This window comes from Streptomyces fodineus (assembly GCF_001735805.1).
Classification (GTDB): Bacteria; Actinomycetota; Actinomycetes; order Streptomycetales; family Streptomycetaceae; genus Streptomyces; species Streptomyces fodineus.
On sequence record NZ_CP017248.1, the window covers coordinates 6340689 to 6364547 of the forward strand.

Annotated in this window: 9 protein-coding genes; 4 read left to right on the top strand and 5 right to left on the bottom strand. The window is 71.9% G+C overall.

Annotated features, from left to right (window positions below; all coding sequences use genetic code 11):
* Nucleotides 1-155 precede the first annotated feature (155 nt).
* Complete coding sequence (locus tag BFF78_RS27205; protein ID WP_069780806.1) at nucleotides 156-16088, top strand: type I polyketide synthase; 15933 nt, start codon at nucleotides 156-158, stop codon at nucleotides 16086-16088.
* 275 nt (nucleotides 16089-16363) lie between these two features.
* On the opposite strand, the gene BFF78_RS27210 is transcribed toward BFF78_RS27205, so the two are convergent.
* Both BFF78_RS27210 and BFF78_RS27215 read right to left on the bottom strand, forming a co-directional pair.
* Nucleotides 16364-16576, bottom strand: coding sequence for an MbtH family protein (locus BFF78_RS27210; RefSeq protein WP_069780807.1), 213 nt, complete (start codon nucleotides 16574-16576; stop codon nucleotides 16364-16366).
* A gap of 79 nt (nucleotides 16577-16655) precedes the next feature.
* Nucleotides 16656-17075, bottom strand: a complete 420-nt coding sequence (locus tag BFF78_RS27215; protein ID WP_069780808.1) for a DUF2628 domain-containing protein — start codon at nucleotides 17073-17075, stop codon at nucleotides 16656-16658.
* A gap of 1045 nt (nucleotides 17076-18120) precedes the next feature.
* Here BFF78_RS27215 and BFF78_RS27220 point away from each other — a divergent pair.
* The 3 genes from BFF78_RS27220 (at nucleotide 18121) to BFF78_RS27230 (ending at nucleotide 20914) form a co-directional block, all read left to right on the top strand.
* Nucleotides 18121-19224 (top strand): helix-turn-helix transcriptional regulator, encoded by a 1104-nt coding sequence (locus BFF78_RS27220; RefSeq protein ID WP_159033065.1) that lies wholly within the window; start codon nucleotides 18121-18123, stop codon nucleotides 19222-19224.
* A gap of 95 nt (nucleotides 19225-19319) precedes the next feature.
* Nucleotides 19320-20138: a shikimate dehydrogenase family protein gene (locus tag BFF78_RS27225; protein WP_069780810.1), complete on the top strand. Its 819-nt coding sequence runs from the start codon at nucleotides 19320-19322 to the stop codon at nucleotides 20136-20138.
* Between the two features lie 50 nt (nucleotides 20139-20188).
* On the top strand, nucleotides 20189-20914 hold the full coding sequence (locus BFF78_RS27230) for a 4'-phosphopantetheinyl transferase family protein (protein ID WP_069783840.1): 726 nt from the start codon (nucleotides 20189-20191) through the stop codon (nucleotides 20912-20914).
* Nucleotides 20915-21004: 90 nt separating this feature from the next.
* On the opposite strand, the gene BFF78_RS27235 is transcribed toward BFF78_RS27230, so the two are convergent.
* From BFF78_RS27235 to BFF78_RS27245, 3 genes are all read right to left on the bottom strand, one after another.
* A complete protein-coding gene (locus tag BFF78_RS27235; protein ID WP_069780811.1) occupies nucleotides 21005-21451 on the bottom strand; it encodes a type II 3-dehydroquinate dehydratase in 447 nt (148 codons plus the stop codon).
* 54 nt (nucleotides 21452-21505) lie between these two features.
* A complete protein-coding gene (locus BFF78_RS27240) occupies nucleotides 21506-22546 on the bottom strand; it encodes a 3-dehydroquinate synthase family protein (protein WP_069780812.1) in 1041 nt (346 codons plus the stop codon).
* A 297-nt stretch (nucleotides 22547-22843) separates the two neighbouring features.
* A complete protein-coding gene (locus BFF78_RS27245) occupies nucleotides 22844-23683 on the bottom strand; it encodes a metallophosphoesterase family protein (protein ID WP_069780813.1) in 840 nt (279 codons plus the stop codon).
* Nucleotides 23684-23859: the final 176 nt, after the last annotated feature.

Below are 23859 nucleotides of genomic sequence, written 5' to 3' on the forward strand. Positions count from 1 at the left end.
CCTCGGACTGCCGCTGCCGACGGGCAATCTGCCAGCGTGAGGGATGTCCGGCCGGGGGCGAGCACATTACCGTGCCTCGGAATGCCGGTAGGCAGCCTCTCATTCTCATCGTCCGGACTGAGGCGAATTCACACCAGGAAAAGGATTTCGGCGGCGTGGACAGTGATCTGATCAAGGCTCTTGCGGTCTCCCTGCGGGAACACGCCGACGGCGATGCCGGCAAGGTCGCGTTCGAGGACGACCGCCGGGCTGTCACCTACGGGGAACTCGAACTGCGTACCCGCCGTATCGCGGGCCACCTGGCCGGCCTGGGCGCGGCGCGCGGTGACCGGGTGGCGATCCACCTGCGCAACAGCGTGGCCACGGTGGAGAGCTACCTCGCCGTCGCACGGGCGGCCTGTGTGGGAGTGCCGGTCAATCCCGCTGCCACGCGCGCGGAACTGGACCACCTGCTGGCCGACAGCGGCGCATCGGTCATCATCACCGACCCGGCGGGAATACCGGATCTGGCCGGTCTGCCCGCCCTGGCCGCCGGTGCCACCGTCCTGGTGACCGGGCCCGCGCCGCAGTCGACCGGTACGGTGAAGTACCACGCCTTCGAGGAACTGGCCGGTACGGAACCGGAGTTGCCCGCCCGTGACGATCTGGGTCTGCACGAGGTGGCGTGGATCTTCTACACGTCCGGGACGACGGGAAAGCCCAAGGGCGTCCTGTCCACCCAGTACAACTGCCTGTACTCCGTCGCCATGTGCTATGTGCCGATCCCGGGCCTGTGTGCGGCGGACCGTGTGGTGTGGCCGCTCCCGCTGTTCCACAGCCTCTCGCACATCGCCTGCGTTCTCGCGGTCACGACGGTCGGTGCCACCGCGCGCATCCTCGACGGCGGCTCGGCCGACGATGTCCTGGCGGCGCTGCACGAGACCCGTGCCACGTTCGTGGCGGGAGTGCCCACCGTCTACCAGAACCTGATCCGGGTGGCGCGCCGGGAATCGGTCCGGCTGCCGGATCTGCGGATCGGTCTGGTCGGTGGCGCCGTGGCCAGTCCCGAGTTGTGCCGGACGTTCCGGGAGACGTTCGGGGTGCCGCTGGTGGACGCCTACGGCAGCACGGAGACCTGCGGGGCGATCACCATGAACCCCCCGCACGGGGACCGGGTCGAAGGGTCGTGCGGCCTGCCGGTGCCCGGCGTGCGGGTGCGGATCGTCGACCCGGACAGCGGCGTGGAGGTGCCGGCCGGGGTCGAGGGTGAGGTGTGGGTCAGCGGTCCGAACGTCATGGTCGGCTACCACAACCTGCCCGAGGTGACCGCCTCGGCGCTGCGCGACGGCTGGTACCGCACCGGCGATCTGGCGCGCCGCGACGAGGCCGGCTACTTCACGGTGTGCGGCCGGATCAGTGACCTCATCATCCGCGGCGGGGAGAACTTCCACCCGGAGGAGATCGAGTCGGCGATCCGCGGCTTCGCCGGTGTCCGGGACGTCGCCGTCGTCGGTGAGCCCCACGACCTGCTGGGCGAAGTGCCGACGGCCTACGTGGTCGAGGACCGCACCGTCGGCCTGGACGTCCGCGAACTGATCCGGCATTGCCGCACGGAGCTTCCCGCCGCCAAAGTGCCCGAGGCGGTCCACGAGGTCGCCGGGATTCCACGCACCGCGTCCGGCAAGATCCAGCGCCGCCTGCTTGGCGGGCGGCCCGCGCTGCAGCGCTACTCGGCCGACGGCCGCTACGAGGCCGTACTGACCCTCGAATGGGTTCCGGCCCAACCGGACCAACCGGTGCCGCAGCGGTGGGCGCTCGTCGGCCCCGACGCGCCCGAGCTGGTGGCCTCCTGGCCGGACGGCGCCGACATGGTCGCCGGTTACGCGGAACTGGCCATGGTGGGGGAGAGCGACGGCGCCGCCGAGGAGACGGCAGTGCTGCTCCCGGCCGGTGACACCGGGTCGGGATCGGCCGGCCTCGGTCAGGACCGGGCACGGCGGCTCGCCGCGCAGCTGAGCGGCTGGCTCGCCCGCGAGGACACGGCCGCGACCCGGCTGCTGGTGCTGACCCGCCGTGGCGTGTCGGCCGGTACCGGCGACGAGCCGGCCGATCCGGGGCAGTGCCTGATCTGGGCGGTCGCCACGGCGCTGCAGGACACCTGTCCGGACCGGGTCCGCGTGCTCGATCTGGAGGCCGGCACGGAGCTGGACATCGAGGTTCTGCGGACGGCTCTCGCGGCCGGCGAACCGCGGTCGGCGCTGCGTTCCGGCGGCCTCGTCGTGCCCCGGCTGGCTCGTCGGCCGGTGGCCGACCCGCCCGTGACGCTGTCGGACGGTGCCGTGGTCGTGACGGGAGCCGACACCCCGCGTGGCGCCGCTGTGGCCGAACACCTCAGGGCAGTTCACCGGGTGGCGCGGCTGCTGCCGCTCGACACCGCGCAGGCGCTGCGGCCGGGAACCCTGCGGAGCGCGCTCGAGGAGACGCCGGTGACCGCCGTCGTCGTCGCGGACGGCGATCCCGACGTGACCGCGCTGATCGGCACGGTCGCTGCCGACGGCGAGCGGCCGGTGCCGCTGCTGGTGCTCGCCGACCCGCCGGCGGACACCGACGCGGCGATCTCCCGCGCGGTCGTCGAGTGGGAGATCGCCGAGCAGCGCCGAAACGGCCGGACGGCCGCCCTGCTCACCTGGGCACCGGGCGCGGCCGAGCCCGGCGACGTACGCCGTACCAGAGACGGTCTGTCGGCTTTCGACGCGCTCGTCGCCGACCCGGGCACATCGCCGCTCCTGGCCCTGCGCCCGCCCCGGCCCGAGCCCGGAGAGGACGTGCCGCCGCTGCTGCGGCGCCTGTTCCCCGAGCCCGTCCCGCAAGCCCGTCCCGACGAGGCCGTGGCCGCGGCGCTGCTCGCGGAACTCGGCCGGCTGGACGCGCACGCCCAACTGGCGCGGCTGGAACGGCTGGTCTGCACGGAGGCCGCCGCGGTCGCCCAGCTGCCCGAGCCGGAATCCCTTCCTGCCGACCGGGCCTTCCGCGACCTCGGCTACACGTCGACCGCCGCCGTGCAACTGCGCAATCGGCTGGTCATGAACACGGGGCTGCGGCTGTCGGTGGCGGTCAGTTTCGACCACCCGACCCCGCGGGCGCTCGCGGCCCACCTGCACGCCGAGCTGACCGGCGCCGTCCGGCCCGCGGCCGAGGCGGTGCCGCTCGACCGCGCCGATCCGCAGGAGCCGATCGCGATCGTCGGCATGGCGTGCCGGCTGCCCGGCGGCATCGCCGGTCCCGACGACCTGTGGCGGCTGGTCCTCGACGGACGCGAGGTGGTGTCGCCGTTCCCGGACGACCGCGGCTGGAACCTTGCGGTGCTGTTCGATCCCGATCCCGACCGGCCCGGGACGACGTACCTGGACCGCGGCGGCTTCCTCGACGGCGCGGGAGACTTCGACGCGGGCTTCTTCGGGATCTCCCCGCGCGAGGCCCTGGCCATGGATCCGCAGCAGCGTCAGCTGCTGGAGACCTCGTGGGAGGCGCTGGAACACGCCGGTCTCGACGTGGCCGGACTGCGCGGCAGCGAGGTCGGCGTCTACTTCGGACTGATGGACCAGGGCTACGGCGGCTCCGGGCAGCCGTCCCCGGAGCTCGAGGGCTTCACCACCACCGGCACCGCCTCCAGCGTGGCCTCGGGGCGGGTCTCCTATTCGTTCGGGTTCCAGGGACCGGCGGTCACCGTGGACACCGCGTGCTCCTCGTCGCTGGTGGCCCTGCACCTGGCCGGACAGGCGCTGCGCGGCGGTGAGTGCACGCTCGCCCTGGCCGGTGGCGTCACCGTGATGGCAACGCCCCGGTCGTTCGTCGAGTTCTCCCGGCAGCGGGCACTCGCCGCCGACGGCCGGTGCAAGTCGTACTCGTCCTCGGCGGACGGCACGAGCTGGGCCGAAGGCGTGGGTGTCCTCGTCCTCGAACGGCTCACCGACGCCCAGCGGGCCGGACACCGGGTGCTGGCCGTCCTGCGGGGCTCCGCGACGAACCAGGACGGCGCCTCCAACGGGCTGACGGCGCCCAGTGGTCCGGCACAGCGACGCGTCATCCGCCGGGCGCTGGCCGCGGCCGGTCTCACGGCCGAGGACGTGGACGTCGTCGAAGGCCATGGCACGGGGACCGTGCTGGGCGATCCGATCGAGGCCGAGGCGCTGCTGGCGACCTACGGCTTGGGCCGGCAGCCGGAGCGGCCACTGTGGCTGGGCTCGCTGAAGTCGAACCTCGGCCACACCCAGGCGGCGGCCGGGGTCGCCGGCATCATCAAGATGGTGCAGGCGATGCGGCACGGCGTCCTGCCGCCGACGTTGCACGTGGACCAACCGACGGACCGGGTCGACTGGGCCTCCGGCGCGGTCGAACTGCTGACCGCGAGCCGGCCCTGGCCCGACCACGGACGCCCGCGCCGGGCCGGTGTCTCCAGTTTCGGGGTGAGCGGGACCAACGCGCACGTGATCCTCGAACAGGCACCGCAGGGTCCCCGCAAGGACGCGGTCGCGGTGGGGCGCGGTGCCGTTCCGGCCGTCGTGCCCGTTGTCGTGTCGGCCGCCGGCCCGGAGGCGCTGCGCGCGCAGGCCGGCCGGATCGCGGCCCTGCTGGCCGATGCCGACGACGCCCGCTGGGCCGAGGTCGCCGCGGCGCTGGTCGCGCAGCGGACCGTGCTGCGCGAGCGTGCGGTGGTACTGGCCGCCTCCCGCGCGGAAGCCGTGGCCGGCCTCACCGGCCTTGCCCGCGGAACCGAGGACGGGTCGCTGGTGGTGCGCGGCGGCACCGAGCGTCAGGTCCCGCCGCGGGGTGTGGTCCTGGTGTTCCCCGGCCAGGGCGCGCAGTGGCGGGGGATGGGCCGCGAACTGCTCGCCACGTCACCGGTGTTCGCGCAGCGGATCGACGAGTGCGCCGGGCACCTGGCCGGCCATGTCGACTGGTCGCTGCTCGACGTGCTGCGCGGGGAGGCCGACGACGAACTGCTCCAGCGCGTCGACGTCGTACAGCCGGCCAGCTTCGCGGTGATGGTCGCCCTGGCCGCCGTCTGGGAGACGCTGGGCGTGACACCGGACGCCGTCGTCGGCCATTCCCAGGGAGAAGTGGCCGCGGCGTGCGTCGCGGGCGCGCTGTCGCTGGCCGACGCGATCCGGGTGGTGGTCGTGCGCAGTCAGGCCATCGCGGCCACGCTGGCCGGCCATGGTGGCATGGCATCGGTCGCGCTGGCCGCCGAAGCGGCCGAGGCCCGGCTCGCGGCGTGGTCCGGCCAGGTCGAGGTCGCCGCCGTCAACGGCCCGTCCTCGGTCGTCGTCTCCGGCACCACCGCCGCGCTGGACGAGGCGCTCGGCGCCCTGGACCGCGAGGGCGTCCGGACCCGCCGGGTGGCGGTCGACTACGCCTCGCACACCAAGCAGGTGGAAGCGGTCCGCGCAGCCCTGGAGGAGGGGCTGTCCGCCCTGGACGCGCGTACCCCCGTGGTGCCGTTCCACTCGACGGTCACGGGAGCGAGGATCGCCGACGGCGACGTGCTCGACGGGGACTACTGGTACCGCAACCTCCGCCGGCCGGTGCGCTTCGGGCAGACCGTCGCCGGGCTGGTGGCCCAGGGCTTCGAGGTCTTCGTCGAGGCGAGCGCGCACCCGGTGACGGCCCAGCCGATCGCGCAGGTCGTCGACGAAGCGGGCGCGGACGTGGTGCTGACGGGGTCACTGCGCCGTGACGACGGCGGCCTTCGCCGACTGCTGACGTCCGCCGCCGAACTGTTCGTCCAGGGCGTGCCGGTGGACTGGTCCTCGGTGCTGCCGCGCGGCGGCGCCGACTGGGTGGAACTGCCTCCCTACCCCTTCGAGCACCGGCACTACTGGCTGCCCGCCCCGTCCGCCGCGGGCACGGCGGCAGAGGGGCCGACGGACAGCGGCCACCCCCTGCTCGGGCGTCTGGTGCAGGTGCCGGCCTGCGGCGTCGTCGCGACCGCGCGGTGGTCGAGGGACACGCTGCGGGACCTGCTCGGCGACACGGACCGGGGACGGGCGCTCGACGCGGTCCTGGTCGAGGTCGCGGTCCGGGCCGGTGACGAGGCCGGCACCCCGGTCGTCGACGAGCTGACCGTCGACCGGCCGCTGGTCCTGCCGCCGCACGGCGCACTCGACGTACGCGTCGTCGTGGGGGAGGCCCTGGGCGACGGCCTGCGGCCGATCGACGTCTACTCCCGGCCCGAGGACGCGGCACCCGGCGCGGCCTGGGTGCGGCACGCGCACGGAAGGCTGGCGCGCGCGACGCGAGCCCCCCGCACCGCGGACCTGACCGGCGCCGACGACATCGGCGTCGTCGCCCTCCAGGAGAACGACGTCCCAGACGCCCGGAGTTACGGCCTGCACCCCCTGCTCCTGGCCGACGCCGTCCGCGCCGCCGTGCCCGACGGGCACCGCCCCTGGCGCTGGCGGGGTGTCGGCCTGCTGGCCGTCGGCGCGTCCGCCGTCCGAGTGGCGGCGGCACCCACCGGGGACGACGCCTACCAGCTGGAACTGGCCGACCCGGCCGGGCAGCCGGTGCTGCGGGCGGAACGGATCGAGGTGCGCCCGGCCGCCGCGGCGGACGGGCCCACCGGCGTGCCGGACGGACTCTTCCGTACCGAATGGCTCGCCTGCCCGGTGCCGCGGGGCGGGGCCACCGGGTCCGTCCTGGAGGTCCGCACCGCGCGGGAGGCCGCGCTCGCGGACGCCGAACTGCTGGTCTTCGAGCCACCGACGGGGGCGGGTGACGCGCGGACTTCGGTCAACGCCACCCTGGCCGTTCTGCAGGCGTTCGCCGCCGGTACCGGTCACGAGTCCGCGCGCCTGGTCGTCGTCACGCCGGACAGCACCCAGCCGAGTGCCGCCGCCGTCTGGGGACTGGTGCGCTCGGCCCAGTCGGAACAACCCGGCCGGATCGTCCTGGTCGACGCCGACGGCGAGGCCCGGCAGCGGGTGCCGGAGATCGTGGCCGCACTGGCCGACGAGCCACAACTGCGGCTGCGCGACGGTGAGGTGGAGGTACCGAGGCTGACCCCGGTCGCCGCGGACGCATGGCCGGCCGACGGCACGACAGGTGTCCTCGATCCGGCGGGCACCGTGCTGATCACGGGCGGCACCGGGATGCTCGGCGCACTGACCGCGCGGCACCTGGTGGCCCGGCACGGCATCCGGCACCTGGTCCTGGCCGGCCGCAGCGGGCTGAACGCGGACGGGGCCGCCGAGTTGCGCGACGAACTGCGCGCGCTCGGCGCGCACGTCGAGGTCGCCGCGCTCGATGCGGCCGACCGCGACCAGGTCGCCGCGCTGCTGGCCACGATCGCGCCGGAACACCCGCTCACCGCGGTCGTGCACACCGCGGGTGTGCTCGACGACGGCGTGCTCACCGAGTTGTCCGCCGACCGCGTCGACACCGTCTTCCGGCCGAAGCTGGACGCCGCACGGCACCTCGACGAACTCACCCGTGACCTGCCGCTCACCGCGTTCGTGCTGTTCTCCTCGGCCGCGGGTGTGCTCGGCAACCCCGGACAGGGCAACTACGCGGCGGCCAACGCCGCACTGGACGCGCTCGCGGTCCAGCGACGCCGAGCGGGCCTGCCCGCCGTGTCCCTCGCCTGGGGCTACTGGGAGTCCGCCAGCGGGTTGACGCGGCATCTCGGCACGGCCGACCTCAGACGCAACCGGGATCTCGGCATGGCCGGCCTGCCGGACGCGCATGGTCTGGCACTGCTCGACGCCGCCCTCGCGGACGGTGCCGACGCAAGGCTGCTGGCAGCGAAGTTCGACTTCGCCGCGCTGCGCGGCTCCGGTACCCCGCTTCCGGCCGTGCTGCGCGGGCTGGTCCCGGTACGGCGGACGCTCGCCGCCGCCGACGGCGTGTCGGCCCCCGGATCGCCGGCCGAGCGGATCGCCGCGATGTCCGATCCCTCGGCGCGGTCCGAGGCGCTGCTCTCGCTGGTCCGGCAGCATGCCGCGGCGATCCTCGGCCACCCGGATCCGGCCGGCGTGCCGCCGGACCGGGCGTTCAAGGACGCCGGTTTCGATTCGCTGACGGCGCTGGAGCTGCGCAACAGGGTGGCCGCGGCGACCGGATGCCGGCTGCCTTCGTCGATCGTCTTCGACTACCCCACGCCGACGGCCCTGGCCGGCCATCTTCGCGACAAGCTGGCGGGTGAGACCGCTCCCGAGGCGGTGGCGGCCGAAGCCCCCCGCACCGGCGAGCCGCTCGCGATCGTCTCGATGGCGTGCCGGTTCCCGGGCGGCGTGCACAGCCCCGAGGACCTGTGGCGGGTGCTGCAGGAAGAGACCGACGTGGTCACCGAATTCCCGGACGACCGGGGCTGGGACGTCGACCGCGTCTTCCACCCCGACCCCGACCACCCCGGCACGACGTACGTGCGCCACGGGGGCTTCCTCGAGGACGCCGCGGGGTTCGACGCGGCCTTCTTCGGCATCTCGCCCAACGAGGCCCTGGCGATGGATCCCCAGCAGCGGCTGGTGCTGGAGGCCTCTTGGGAGACCCTGGAACGGGCCGGTATCGATCCCGGCACGCTGGCCGGTCAGGACGTGGGCGTGTTCGTGGGCGTGAACAGCCACGACTGGCTCGTCCGCACCCACGACGCGAGTGATGTGGAGGGATTCCGGCTCACCGGAACCTCCGGCAGCGTCCTGTCGGGCCGGGTCGCGTACCACCTGGGTCTGCAGGGACCGGCCATCACCGTCGACACCGCCTGCTCGTCCTCGCTGGTGGCGGTCCACCTGGCCGCGCAGGCGCTGCGCACCGGCGAGTGCTCGATGGCGCTCGTCGGGGGCGTGATGGTCATGAGCACGGTGGAGACGTTCATCGAGTTCTCCCGGCAGCGCGGACTGGCGCCGGACGGCCGGTGCAAGGCGTTCGCCGACGCGGCGGACGGCACCGGCTGGTCCGAGGGCGTCGGACTGCTCCTGGTCGAACCGCTGTCCGCGGCACGCCGGCACGGGCACCCGGTGCTGGCCGTGATCCGTGGGTCGGCCGTCAACCAGGACGGTGCGTCGAACGGGCTGACCGCCCCGAACGGCCCGTCCCAGCAGCAGGTGATCCGCAAGGCCCTCGCCGCCGCCGGAGTGCGCCCCGACGAGGTGGACGCCGTCGAGGCGCACGGCACGGGCACCACGCTCGGCGACCCGATCGAGGCGCACGCCCTGATCGAGACCTACGGCCGGGGCCGGCCCGAGGACCGGCCGCTGTGGCTCGGCTCGGTGAAGTCGAACATCGGGCACACCCAGGCGGCGGCCGGGATCGCCGGCATCATCAAGATGGTGCAGGCCATGCGGCACGGCCGGCTGCCGCGGACGCTGCACGTCGATCGTCCCTCGACGCACGTCGACTGGTCGGCGGGTGCCGTCCGGCTGCTGACCGAGGCCAGGGACTGGCCGTGGCACGGGCGTCCCCGGCGGGCGGGTGTGTCCTCGTTCGGCATCGGCGGCACCAACGCCCACCTCGTCCTCGAACAGGCCCCGGACACCCCGGAAACCGGCGGGCGTCCCGACGCGCCCTGGACGGCGGTCCCGTTGTCGGCACGGACCCCGGACGCACTGCGCGACCAGGCGGGCCGGCTGGCCGCCTTCCTCGGCGCGCGCCAGGACGTCTCGGTCACCGACGCGGCGCTGGCCCTGGCCACCGGCCGTGCCCAGCTGGACCGGCGCTGCGTGCTCGTGGTGCGCGACCGCACCCAGCTCATCGAGGACCTGGCTGCGGTGCGGCGGGGCGCAGAGCCGGCCGTGACGGGCCGGCCCGGCACCGGCAAGCTCGCCTTCCTGTTCACCGGTCAGGGCAGTCAGTGGGCCGGGATGGGCCGCGCTCTGGCGGCGGCCTACCCGGTGTTCGCCTCCGCGTTCGCCGAGGCCTGCCGGGCCGTGGAGAAGCACCTGCACGATGCTCCCGCGCAGTCGTTGGCGGAGGTGGTGTTCGCCGAACCCGGATCCGTGGCCGCGAAGCTGCTCGACCAGACCCGGTACACCCAGGCCGGCCTGTTCGCGCTGGAGACCGCGCTGTTCCGGCTGCTGGAGTCCTGGGGGATCGAGCCCGATCTGGTGGCCGGGCACTCCGTCGGCGAGATCGCCGCCGCCCACGCCGCCGGAGTGCTGGACCTGGACGCGGCGGGAGAACTGGTGGCCGCACGCGGCGGGCTCATGCAGGCCCTGCCCGAGGGCGGAGCCATGGTCGCGGTGGAGGCCGGCGAGGCCGAGGTCATGCCGGTCGTCGCCGCGTCGGCGGGCACGGTCTGCCTGGCGGCGGTGAACAGCCCGAACTCGGTGGTGCTGTCCGGCGATGAGCCGACCGTGCTCGCGGCCGAGGCGGAATTCCGCAGCCGTGGCCGCAAGACCCGCCGTCTGCAGGTCAGCCACGCCTTCCACTCGGCGCGGATGGAACCGATGCTGGCCGGGTTCCGGGCAGTGGCGGAAAAGCTGGAGTACCGCCCCGGACGCATACCGGTCGTGTCCACGCTGACCGGCCGCGTCGATCAGGACGGCCGCATGTCCACGGCCGGCTACTGGGTCGAGCAGATCCGCGAGGCGGTGCGATTCGACGACGCCGTCCGCGAGTTGCGCGAACAGGGCGTCACGACGTTCCTGGAGGTGGGGCCGGGCGGCGCGCTCACCGCGATGGCCGCGGAGTCGCCGGGCATCGGGGCCGACGGCTGTGTCGCCGGTCTGCGCAAGTCCGGGGCCGAGCAGGCCGAGGTGCTCACGGCCGTGTCGGAGCTGCATGTGCGGGGCGTCCCGGTGGACTGGCCGTCGGTGCTCGGGCGGGACACCGCCGCTCCGGCGTTCGTCGCCGAACTGCCCACCTACCCCTTCCAGCACCGGCGGTACTGGGTCGACGCGGCACGGCGCACGCCGGCCCCCGACGGCGCCGGCGCCGACCGGTCCGCGTGTGGGCCGCTTGCCGAGCCGTCGCGGGGGGACACGCCCGTCCGCGTCGAACTGCCCGCGCCGGAACGTGAGGGCGCACTGCTGGAGGTGGTCCGGGACAACGTCCGGATGGTACTCGGCTACCGCGAGGACGACACGGAGTGGATCGACGACGAACGGTCGTTCAAGGACCTGGGCTTCGACTCCCTGGCCGGAGTCCGGCTCAGCCGCCGGCTGCAGGACGTCACCGGCGTCGACGTTCCCACCAGCGCTGTGTTCAACTACCCGACGCCGAAGGCACTGGCCGCATACCTGTCCGGCGAACTGGACGCGAGCCCCGCGCCGCGCGCCGTCGCCGGCCCGGCACCGGATCCCGACGAGCCGATCGCGATCGTCGGCATGAGTGTGCGGCTGCCCGGTGGCGTGGACAGCCCGGAGGGGCTGTGGCGCCTGGTCGCCGAGCGACGGGACGCGATCACCGGGTTCCCGGTCGACCGCGGCTGGGACACCGACCGGCTCTACCACCCCGACCCGGCGCACCTCGGCACCAGCTACACCCGGTTCGGCGGATTCCTGCACGACGCCGCACAGTTCGACGCCGGCCTGTTCGGGATCTCCCCGCGCGAGGCGCTGGCCATGGATCCGCAGCAGCGGCTGCTTCTGGAGACGTCGTGGGAGGCACTCGAGCGCACCGGCGTCGACCCGCTGTCGCTGGGCGGTCAGGACGTCGGCGTGTTCACCGGCATCGTGCACCACGATTACGTCACCCGGCTGAACCGGGTGCCCGACGAGGTGCAGGGCTACGTCATGACCGGCACCTCGCCGAGCGTGGCATCCGGCCGGGTGGCCTACGTGTTCGGCTTCGAGGGACCCGCGATCTCGGTCGACACCGCCTGCTCGTCGTCGTTGGTCGCGATGCACCTGGCAGCACAGGCACTGCGGCGTGGTGAGTGTTCGATGGCCCTGGCCGGTGGCGCGACCGTGATGGCCAGCCCGGGGGCGTTCCTCGAGTTCTCCCGCCAGCGCGGGCTTTCCGCCGACGGCAGGTGCAAGGCGTTCTCGGCCACCGCCGACGGCACGGGGTGGTCCGAGGGCGTGGGCGTGGTCGTCCTGGAACGGCTGTCGGTGGCCAAGGAGCGGGGTCACACCGTACTGGCGGTGATCCGCGGCTCCGCGATCACCCAGGACGGCGCGTCGAACGGGCTGACGGCGCCGAACGGGCTGGCGCAGCAGCGGGTCATCCGCCAGGCGCTGGCCGCGGCCGGCCTCGGGCCCGGCGACGTGGACGCCGTCGAGGCGCACGGAACCGGCACGTCCCTCGGCGATCCGATCGAGGCACAGGCCCTGCTCGCGACCTATGGCGCCGGCCGTGACCCCGGGCAGCCGCTGTGGCTCGGCTCCCTCAAGTCGAACATCGGGCACACCCAGGCCGCGGCCGGCGTGGCCGGTGTCGTCAAGATGGTCGAGGCGCTGCGCCGCGCCGAGCTGCCCGCGACCCTGCACGTCGAAGAACCCTCCGCGCAGGTGGACTGGTCGCCCGGCACGGTCCGGCTGCTGACCGAGGCCCGCGACTGGCCGCGGACAGGACGCCCGCGGCGCGCCGCCGTGTCCGCGTTCGGCGCCAGTGGCACGAACGCGCACCTGATCCTCGAACAGGCCCCCGCAGCCGGCACCGGCACCCAGCCGGTGCCGCCTTCGACCGGTGACGCACCGGCCGTGCCGCTGGTGCTCTCGGCCCGGACGCGCCGGTCGCTCGCCGCGCAGGCCGCTCGGCTGCTGGACCGCGTGACGAAGGACGACGTGTTGCCCGCCGTGGCCTCCCGGCTGGTCACCGGCCGCGCGCTGCTGGCGGAGCGAGCCGTCCTGGTCGCCGGTTCCGCCGGCGCGGCGCGGGCCGGGCTGGCCGCGCTGGCCCGCGGCGACATCGCACCGAACCTGGTCACCGGCACCGCGGCCCGGTCCGGTGGCCCCGGCAGGATCCTGATGGTGTTCCCGGGACAGGGCACCCACTGGGCAGGCATGGGCGCCGCGCTGCTGGACGACTCCGCGGTGTTCCGCCGACGCATCGCCGAGTGCGCGAGTGCGCTGGGCGAGTGGGTGGACTGGTCGCTGGAGGACGTGCTGCGCGGCACGGCGGATGCCGCCCTGCTGGAGCGCGTCGACGTGATCCAGCCGGCCGGCTTCGCCATGATGGTGGGCCTCGCGGCGGTCTGGGAATCCCTGGGCGTACGACCGCACGCCGTGCTCGGACACTCCCAGGGCGAGATCGCGGCCGCGTGCGTCGCGGGGGCGTTGTCACTGGCGGACGCCGCCCGGATCGTGGCAGTGCGCAGCCAGGCGATCGCGCGGACGCTGTCCGGGCGAGGCGGCATGGTCTCGGTGCGGCTCGGGGAGAACGAGGCGCGGGAACTGATCGCGCCCTGGGGCGACCGGCTCGAAGTGGCCGTCGTGAACGGCACGTCCGCGGTGGTGGTCGCCGGAGACGGCGAGCCACTGCGGGAGGCCGTGGCGGCGCTGCGCGCGCAGGACGTCACCGTCCGGGAGGTGCCCGTCGACTACGCCTCGCACACCCGGCACGTCGAGGACATCGAGGACACCCTCGCCTCCGTACTGCGGGACATCACGGCGCACGCCCCGTCGGTTCCGTTCTACTCGACGGTGACCGGTGGCTGGATCGTCGACGGCGGTGTCCTCGACGGCGGGTACTGGTACCGCAATCTGCGCGAACAGGTCAGGTTCGGTCCCGCCGTCGCGGAACTGCTCGGCCAGGGCTTCGGCGCGTTCGTGGAGGTCAGCGCCCACCCGGTGCTGGTGCAGCCGGTCACGGACCTCATCGACGAGCGGCGGTCACCGGATGCGGTGCGGCCGCCCGTGACCGGGACGCTGCGCCGCCACGACGGCGGGATGTCCTGCCTGCTCGGCTCGGCCGCGCAGCTGTTCACCGCCGGTGTGCCCGTCGACTGGACCGCCGTCGTGCCCGCCGAGGCCGGACCGGTTGCCGAACTGCCCACCTACGCGTTCGAACGGCAGCACTACTGGCTCACCGAACCGGAGCAGGAGGGGGCGCCCGTCCCCGAGACGGATGCGGAGTTCTGGTCCGCGATCGAACGGGCGGACGGCGCGGCGCTGGGGCGGATGCTCGACCTGCCCGGTGGCAGCATGGCGGCGCTCGGCACGGTGCTGCCGGCGCTCGGTGAGTGGCGCAGGCGCTCGGGCGAACGCTCCGAGGTGGAGAAGCTGCGCTACAGCGTCGGCTGGAAGCCGGTCGAGCAGGAGACCGCGGGCGTGCCCGGCGGCCGCTGGCTGGCCGTGGTCCCGGACGACGCCGCTGCCGACGACCTGATCGAGCTGTCGCGCGCTCAGGGGCTCGACGTCATCACGATGGCGGTGCCGCGGCAGGAGCCCACCGCCGCGGAGTTCGCCGATCGGCTCGCGGTCGTCATGGCCGAGCACGAGAGCTTCGCCGGCGTACTGTCCTTGCTGGCCCTGGGGGACCAGGGCGCCGATGCGGCCGATCCGACCGCCCTGACGACGGCCACGCTCGCGCTGGTGCAGGCCTTGGCCGCGGCCCAGGACACCGGACCGCTGTGGTGCCTGACCCGTGGCGCGGTGAACATCGGGATCCGCGATCGCGTGTCCGCGCCGGCCCATGCGGCCCTGTGGGGCCTGGGCCTGGCGGCCGCACTGGAGCGCCCGGACGGCTGGGGCGGATTGATCGACCTGCCGGCCGCCCCGGACACCCGTGCGGTCGGTCGCCTGCTCGCCGTGCTCGACGGGGGCAGCGGCGAGGACCAGCTCGCGATCCGGCGTTCCGGGGTCTACGTCCGGCGGCTGCGGCGCGCCGCGGCCCTGGACCTGTCCGACGGGCGGCAGTGGCGTCCGCACGGAACGGTACTGGTGACCGGCGGCGCGGAAGGCCTCGGCCGGCACACCGCCCGCCGGCTCACCGAAGCCGGTGCCGACCGGCTGGTCGTCACGATCTCCGATCCGGCCCGGTACGACGACGTGGCGGCCCTGCGCGCCGAACTCGAGGACCTGAAAGCCGGCGTCGTGGTCGAGTCCTGCCTCCAGCACGACCGGGACGCGATCCTGCGGCTGGTCCAGGCCGACCCCGGCCACCCGCTGACCGCGGTCGTGCACGCGGCCGACATCACGCAGACCGGCACGCTGGACGACACCGGCCGGACGGATGTCGCCGCGGTATACGAGGCCAAGGTGGCCACCGCGCTCTGGCTGGGGGAGCAGTTCGCGGATGCCTCGCTGGAGGCGTTCGTGATCTTCACCTCCATCGCCGGTGTCTGGGGAGGTGCCGGTCAGGGGCTGTCGGGAGCCGCGAACGCGGTGCTGGACGCGCTGGCGGACCGGCTGCGCGCCGCCGGGTGCCCGGCGGTCTCGATCGCCTGGGGCGCGTTGACCGAGGCGGGCGTCGGAATGGACGAGGCCGCGCTGACCCGGCTGCGGCGCCTCGGCCTGCTTCCGATGACGCCCGCGGCGGCGATGACGGCGCTCGAACAGGCGGTCCTGGCCGGCGAGAGGTCCACGACCGTCGCCGGCATGGACTGGAGCACCTTCATGCCGACCTTCACGTCCGTGCGTCCGAGCCCGTTCCTGTCGGATCTGCCCGAGGCACAGGCCCTGCAGCAGGCGGCGCAGGCCGGCGACGAAGCCACCCAGGAACTCGGGGCCACTCTGCGCACGGCCACCGAGGCGGAGCAGAAGCGGATCCTGCTGCGGCTGGTGCGCAGCCATGCCTCGGCCGTCCTCGGCCACGGCAATGCCGACGGCATCGGTCCGGCCCAGGCGTTCCAGGAGGTGGGCTTCGACTCACTGGCCGCGGTCAACATGCGCAACAGCCTGATCGCGGCGACCGGTCTGCAACTGCCCGCCACGCTGATCTTCGACTATCCGAACCCGGAGGCGCTGGCGGAATACCTGCGGTCGGAGTTGCTGCGGGAGAACGACCAGCTCGCCGGCCGGGAGTCGGAGGTGCGGCGGATTCTGGCCTCCGTGCCGTTCGAACGGTTCCGCGAGGCCGGCATCCTGACGGCGCTGCTCAGCCTGTCCGAGGAGACCGGAGCCGACGGTGACGGCACGCCGGCACCGGAGGACACGGCCCCGGTGGACGCCGACATCGACACACTCGATGTCGAGAGCCTGGTCCAGCGCGTTCTCGGCAGCAAGGCGTGACGACGGCGAGCGGCGGCCGGCCTGCGGGCCGGCCGCGGGACCTGCCGCCCGGTATCGGTGCGTGGCCACCTGAGTGAGTGGTGTGGCCCGCCAGAGCGGCCGATGAGTCCGCCGCCTCGCCCTTGTGGCGTGGCGGCGGACTCATCGGGGCCGGTGTCCAGCGGGCCCCCCGAGGCCAGGACAACGGGAGAGGGCGACCAGGAACGCGAAAAGCCACCAGCGTCCCTCACTGGTGGCTTTCAGCGCCGGGCGGGCGGCGGGCGTTTCGTCGGTACTCAGGACCCCGTGGCGGCGCCGACGCCGTGCGGCCGCAGGTCCGTCCAGTGCTCGTCCACGAACTGCAGCGCGGCGTCCCGGCCGCTCTCGCCCAGGGCCACCGTCCACCCGGCGGGCACCTCGGCGAAGGACGGCCACAGCGAGTGCTGGCCTTCGGGGTTGACCAGCACCAGGTATGCGTGGTCCGCGTCTTCGAACGGGTTCGTGCTCATCGATTCTTCCGACCTCTCGTTACCAGGGGCTCACCGGTGTGCGGGCCCGGCCGTCGACGACCGGGCCCGGACCGGATCCCTACTGCGGTCCGTCCTTGAACCCTTCGAACGGGTTCCACCCCTCGCTGCCCTTCACGACCTTGAGGTAGTCCGAGTAGTTGGCGGACCACATCACCAGGAAGGAGGTCACGGTGCCGACCCAGTGGTACTCCTTCGGCACGCCGAGCGCGATCTCGATCGAAAAGTAGGTCAGGAGCCCCAGCAGGACGACCGTGCCCTTTTTCCACATGCCGCGGGCGAAGAAGTAGAACGGCCCGAAAAAGAAGGCCCACCAGTTGGCGTTGAAGAAAAGTCTCTTGCCGAACGGCATCGCGCGGCGTGCCTCCCGGTAGTCCGGCGCAAGGGGGCCGCCGTGCGCGTCGAAGAACGCGAAACGCTCCTGCTTTCTTGGTGACAGGCTGGCTGACAGGCTGGGCGACAAGGTGTCTTGGCTGGCCATTTCGTTGCAACCTCGGCTTCAGTCGGAGTGACACTGTTTTCCGGAATTAGCCCCGCACACTAGGGCGGGACGACCGGATGCCACATCCCTCGGCCAAGTAGGCCGGACATGTCCGGCCCCGGTGACTGGCGCGACTTCGTGCCGTCAAGGTGGGGGATGGGAGGTGGTGGCGGTCGCGTACGTGACGTCACCGCGGTCACCGATCCAGGGCGCACGCCAACGAACCGCTCACGGCACCGAGTTCGCCGACCGGGCGCTCCGGACGGCGAGCCGCCGGAACCGGGGGAGCAGAGAAGGCCTGCTCGACGGCACAACCTCGGGTTATGGGCGGCGAGATGGGCGGCGGACTCGGCCGACTGTGGTGAACAGCTCTTTTTCCGACCGCACTTGAGTGCACGCCACACCCGAGCGGGCGCGCGGCCGCGTCGGGGCCGGCGAGGACGCGCTCCCGCTCGCCGAGGACCTGGCCCTCCCCAGTCAGAGTGGCTTTTCACGGTCTCGGCTGCCGCGCGGACCTCAGGTTTTACTGATGCTTGACCCAGTCGCCGATCTTGGTCGAAGCTTTATTGCCGAGCCGATCCCTTTATTCGCGCTTGGATCTACTTTGCCAAACATTAACCACAGCCTGATTTGACTTTTGATCATGGTGCGCATGTACCTTACACATGTGAACGATGTGTGAAGGCTCTGTCCGGCTGCCCGCTGTCAACGTGAGGGATCGCGACCGAATGGTTGACCGCTAATGTTTGCCCTGTGCCGCACGTCACTTGGATGAACTCCGACAGCGCGGCACTTTGCATCACTTGGGCGTTTCGGCGTATATGTCAAGGCGGGGGTAAACTTGAGCGAGCAGCGTCGCGAACTATCGGAGTGCGTCGAGCGATACGCACTTGCCAATTGCGTAACAGCCGGAATTTTGGGACAAGCTCGTGCGAGTTGGCGGTCCGGAGATCTCGCGGCCGGCATCTCCTGCGCGGAAGCCGCCGCCCTGGCAGCCTGTGACCGCTGCCCGCAGCCCTGCTCCCCCTACGCCCGCCTCCAGCAAGTGCTCTTCCTGGCCTCGATCCGTCGCGTGGACGCGGCGCGGCAGATCCTCGCCGAGGTGACGGCTCCGTCGGCAATACGCGACAACGTGAGGCTGACCGCCATAACGACCCTTGTAGGGGCAAAGCTGGCCCTCGTCGGCGGAGATCTCGTCCACGCGGCCGATCAGGCCGAGATCGGCCTGCAGATGGCCAATGAGGTGGGCCTGACCGCCTGGACCCCGCTCGGCAACCTCATTCTGGCGGCGACGGCTCTGCGACGCGGCGAACTGACCACTGCCCTGCATTACACGAATCAGCTCAAAGAGGATGCGGTATTCGGGCGCGAGATGTGGCCCGCCGGTCAATGCGCCTGGATCGTCATTCAGGTCGCCGAGGCGGAAAAGGGACGCGAGCAGGCCGCAACCCTCACGCGTGAACTGCTCACCTCGGAGTCGTCGACCCGCTCACTGTTCACCGACGAACCCGCGGCAACCCCGTGGCTGGTACGGCTCCTGATCGCCGAGGCGCGGCACGACCTGGCCGAATACAGCGTTCGCCTCGCCGAAGGCCTTGCGGCCGAGAACCCCGGTGTGCACGCGATCGGCGCCGCCGCGTTGCACGGGGCAGGGCTGCTGGAGCAGAACATCGGCAAGCTTCGCCAGGCCGCCGACAGCCACACCGATCCGTGGGCGCGTGCCTCGGCCTTCGAAGACATCGGTGTCCTGCTTGCCGAAGAGGGCGGCGAGGGATGCCCCGAGGCGGTGGAGAACCTCGAACTGGCCATGCGCTCGTACGCGGAGATGGGATCGCTGCGCGACTCGTCCCGGGTGCGCAGCAGGCTTCGGCGCATCAACGCCAATCCCCAGGCCCAGGCGAGATTCTGGCCGTCCAGCCGCATCCCGGGTCTGACCGACACGGAGTACGCCGTCGCCAAGTTGGTGTCCAACGGCCTCACCAACGGACAGGCCGCGGACCAGATGTTCCTGTCCCGGCACACCGTGGCGTTCCACCTCCGCAAGGTCTTCCAGAAGACCGGCGTGAAGTCGCGCCTCGAACTGGCGGTCATGTGGGACGAACTGGCAGCGGACACCGTCCAGGAGCGTCCGCGGATCACGGCCGGCTGAGCCCACTCGCCAGACCACGAGGGGTGTTCGGCCGAAGCCGGCCTGGCCCCCCTCGTGGTCTCGCGGTGTGCACGCCGACAGCCGAAGGGGAGGCAATGTCCGATGTGACGCGGGACGCGACGACGATCACGGGGCGAACACGGCTGGTGGCGGTGCTCGGTGATCCCGTCGAGCAGGTGCGGGCGCCGGCGCTGCTGAACCGGCAGTTCGCCGCTGAAGGCGTCGACATCGTGGTGATTCCGCTGCACGTCCGCCCCGACGACCTCGAGACGGTGGTGCGCGGCTTGCAGCGAACGGCGAATCTGGTGGGGCTGCTGGTGACCGTGCCGCACAAGGTCGACGCACTGCGCCTCGCCGACGTTCGCAGCGAAGCGGCGGAACTGGCGGGCGGCACCAATGCGCTGCGGCGTCTGGAGGACGGATCCTGGCACGCGGACAACTTCGACGGTGCCGGGTTCTGCGCGGGGCTGATCGAAGCCGGTCATCAGCCGCACGGCACCCGCGCGGTCCTCGTGGGAGCCGGTGGCGCCGGTGCCGCGATCGCTCCGGCACTGCTGGCGGCGGGCGTCGGTCATCTGGTCCTTCACGACACGGACGAGGCAAGGATGAAAGAGGTTGCGGGGCGCATGGATCTCCATTGGCCCGGAAGGGTCGGTACGGCCACGAGTCCCGGCCTGCGCTCGGCCGACATGGTCGTGAACGCCACACCACTGGGGATGCGGCCCGGTGACGCGCTGCCGTTCGATCCGGCGGAATTGCGACCGGGCGCCCTCGTGGCCGACATCATCATGAAGCCCCGGGAGACAAGGCTGTTGCGCAGGGCGGCCGAGCTGGGGCATCCCGTTCTCCACGGGGAACCGATGCTCCGGCACCAAATGGATCTGTACCGCTCCTATTTCGGGGCGGCCCGGTGATGCGTACGGACACGGCCGCGTCGCAGCCGTACGCGGGATCACCCGCCACGTTGCTCGGTGCCCTGCTGCCTTCGTCGGTGGTGGTGCAAGAGACCCGTGCCCTTCCCCAGGCGCTGGACCTCTACCCCGAAGAACTCGAGGTCGTGGCCGGCGCGGTCGACAAGCGGCGCCAGGAATTCGCCGCGGTGCGCCAGTGCGCCCGCCGTGCACTGGCGCAGCTCGGACACCCGCCGGCGCCGCTCCTGCCCGGTGAACGGGGAGCTCCGCAGTGGCCTGCCGGCATAGTCGGGAGCATGACGCACTGTGCGGGCTTCGCGGCCGCCGCGCTGACGCGAGCCACCGATCTCGCCTCGCTCGGCATCGACGCCGAACCGCATGAAGCGCTGCCGGACGGTGTCCTGGAGGCGATCGCTCTGCCACAAGAGCGCGCAATGGTGAGCCGGTTGAGCGGAGAGCGCCCGTCGGCCTGTTGGGACCGGCTGCTGTTCTGCGCCAAGGAAGCCGTGTACAAGGCGTGGTTCCCGCTGACCGGTAAGTGGCTCGGATTCGAGGACGCGCTGATCGACGTTCGCCCCCTCAGCCCGGTGCCCGTGACAGCGACCGCGTCCTTGCGGGGCACCTTCTCCGCTCGCCTGCTCGTTCCCGGCCCCGTCGTGGGCGGCGACCGGATCGGGGAGTTCGCCGGACACTGGAGGGTGAGCGACGGGTTGCTCGCCGCCGCCATCGCGGTTCCGCACGCTCGGAGAAGTGGCCGCGCCGGCATACCGGCGGAGTGAACCGGTCCGGCGTGTGTCGGTTCCAGGCGGCCACCTCCTCCACGGTCGTGGAGTTCGCAGGACAGCGCCTGGGTTCCACGGTCCGGGCGCCTATGCTCTGTCGTCGCCCGTCACGCAGCAGAGCAGCGCCCGGGCGCCGAGCCGGTAGCCGAGAGGGCCGAGCCCCACCACCACGCCGGCCGCGAGGGGCGCGAGCACGGACTCGTGCCGAAAGCTCTCCCTGGCCCAGACGTTGGAGAGGTGCACCTCGATCCAGGGGCGTGGATAGCTCGCGAGGGCATCGCGCAGGCTCCAGCCTGCAATCATGAGTGCTCCCGGGTTGACGATCGCGCCCACCGTGTCGTAGTTGTCCTGGATCGCTCCGATGAGTTCACTCTCGGAATCGCTCTGTACGGACCGCACCTCCCATCCCATGTCCGACACCTCGTCGATCACCAGCTTCTCGATGTCGTCCAGGGTCGCGGTCCCGTATATCTCTGGTTCACGTCGACCGAGAATGCCCAGGTTGGGGCCGTTCATGAGCAACATAGTGGCCATATTTCACCTTTGGTTCATCTGGTAATTCCGGGAACTTCCGAAGCGGAATGCGGGTCAGGGCTCCCGCGGCATTCCCGCCAGGCAGTCGGCAACGAGTTCTTCCGGAACGTCGGTGACCAGTTCGGCCCCGCGAGGACCGTCCAGCACGAAGCCCAGCCCGGAAATCGCCTTCTTGTCGAGCCGCATCAGGTCGACCAGACGCGCCGCGTCCACCCCTGCGGGCAGCCGCGTCGGCAGGCCGTATCCCGCCACCACCACGTGATGTTCCTCGCGCCGCGCCTCGTCGATACGGCCGAGCGCCTGGGCCAGCCGGCCGGCGAACACCGTCCCGATCGCCACCGCCTCGCCGTGCCGGAGGCGGAAGTCGGTTGCCCGTTCCAGGGCGTGGCCGAGCGTGTGGCCGTAGTTCAGCAGGTGCCGCAGTCCGGAATCCCGCTCGTCGGCCATGACGATCTCCGCCTTGCGCGCCACGCTTGCGGTGATCTGCTCGACCAGCGGCAGCCGGTGGATGCCCTCGACGCCGATGAAGTGGCAGCGGGCCAGCTCACCGTAGCCGTTGGTCCGTTCCCGTTCGGGGAGGGTCGCCAGATAGTCGGTGTCGCACAGCACGGCCCGCGGCTGCCAGTAGGTGCCCACGAGGTTCTTGCCCTCGGGAAGGTTCGCCGCCGTCTTGCCGCCGATGCTCGCGTCCACCTGCGCCAGCAGCGAGGTCGGCAGGTGGATCACCGGCACCCCGCGGTGGAACAGGGCGGCGGCCAGCCCCACCGTGTCCGTGGTGGTGCCGCCTCCGCACGACACCACCACGTCCTGCCGCGTCAGCCCGAACTGTGCGAAGGCGCGGCACAGTTCGATCACCGTGGACCAGGTCTTGTGCCGTTCTCCGTCTCGCGCACGCAGCGCCAGGAAGGGAACACCGGGATCGGGCGTCCACTCCTTGGGCCGTGCCGAGACCAGCACGGCCTTGCGGGCTCCGGTCATGGCGACGATCTCGGGCAGCGAGTGACGCAGACCGCCACCCACCCGCACGGAGTACGAGCGGTCTGCCAGATCGACGTCGATCTGCCGGTACGAACCCTTCGTCTTTGCCGCATCCATCCCGGCGCCCCTACACAGCCTGGAGTTCGGCAAGGGATATGTATGTGCGCAGATGCCGTTTCGCCTGCCTCACTGGCAGCATTAACGAGCCTCCCGAATTCCGGTCCGCTGCAAGCGTCCCATGGATCGTATACCCGGTACTCCAAACCTCTCGCGGGGATTGCGTAAACAGAGGTGTGGAGCCGCCATGGATACCACATATCTGGATAGGAGGTTTTGTCTATCCCCTGGGTGAGTAGATATGCCGCCCGAAACCCATGGAACGAGCCATCACGTCAGCGGGCCGTTTTTCGGTCCCTACGGGCGCGGCAGGATCTGCCGGGCCAGATCGGAACGGAGCCCGAAGCGGCGCCACTCCCGGGGATAGCCGAGCGACACCTCCTCGAACGGCACGCCGTCGTAGACCGTGCTGCGCGGTATGTGCAGGTGACCGTAGACCACCGCCGCCGCACCGAAGCGCAGATGCCAGTCGGCGGTGCGTACCGTCCCGCACCACTGCACGAACTCCTGATGGGTCATCACCTCGGTGGGGCGGCGCACCAGTGGCCAGTGGTTGACCAGGACCAGGGGAAGCTCGCCAGCCGCCTTCTCCAGGCGCCGCTCGGTCTCCTCGATCCGCGCCGCGCACCATGCCTCGCGGCTCGGATAGGGGGAGGGGTCCAGGAAGAACTCGTCCGAGCAGACGATTCCGGCCTCGTACGCCTTGGCGAGCGACTCCTCCCGGGTCGACGTGCCCGGTGCCAGGAAGGAGTAGTCGTAGAGCAGGAACAGCGGCGCGATGCGCACCGGTCCGCCCGCCCCCTCCCACACCGGGTAGGGATCCTCGGGGGTGAGCACGCCGAGCCGCCGGCACAGGGCCACCAGCGCCTCGTAACGTGCCACGCCGCGCAGCGGACTCGTCTCCTGCTTCACGGTCCACAGCTCGTGATTGCCGGGCACCCAAATCACCTGGGCGAATCGGTCCCTCAGGAGAGTGAGCGCCCACTCTATGTCCGTCATCAGCTCACCGATGTCCCCGGCGACGATCAGCCAATCGTCCGGCGATGTGGGCTTGAGACCCTCCACGATGTCGCGGTTCTCGGCGTAGCTGATGTGCAGATCGCTGATTGCCCGTAGCACTCCCGCTATACGGTTCATCCGTCCAGAGTAGATGATCACACCGGCATGCATATCGAGAACGGATGCCGGGCCCGTAGTGTACGACCGGTACCGGAAATCCTGTCAGGTTGAGGGATCCAGGTGCATCGCTTTGACATCTAGCGTCGCTGGTGGACACACGGACGATCGGGGCGACACCCAGGCCGGGACGTGGT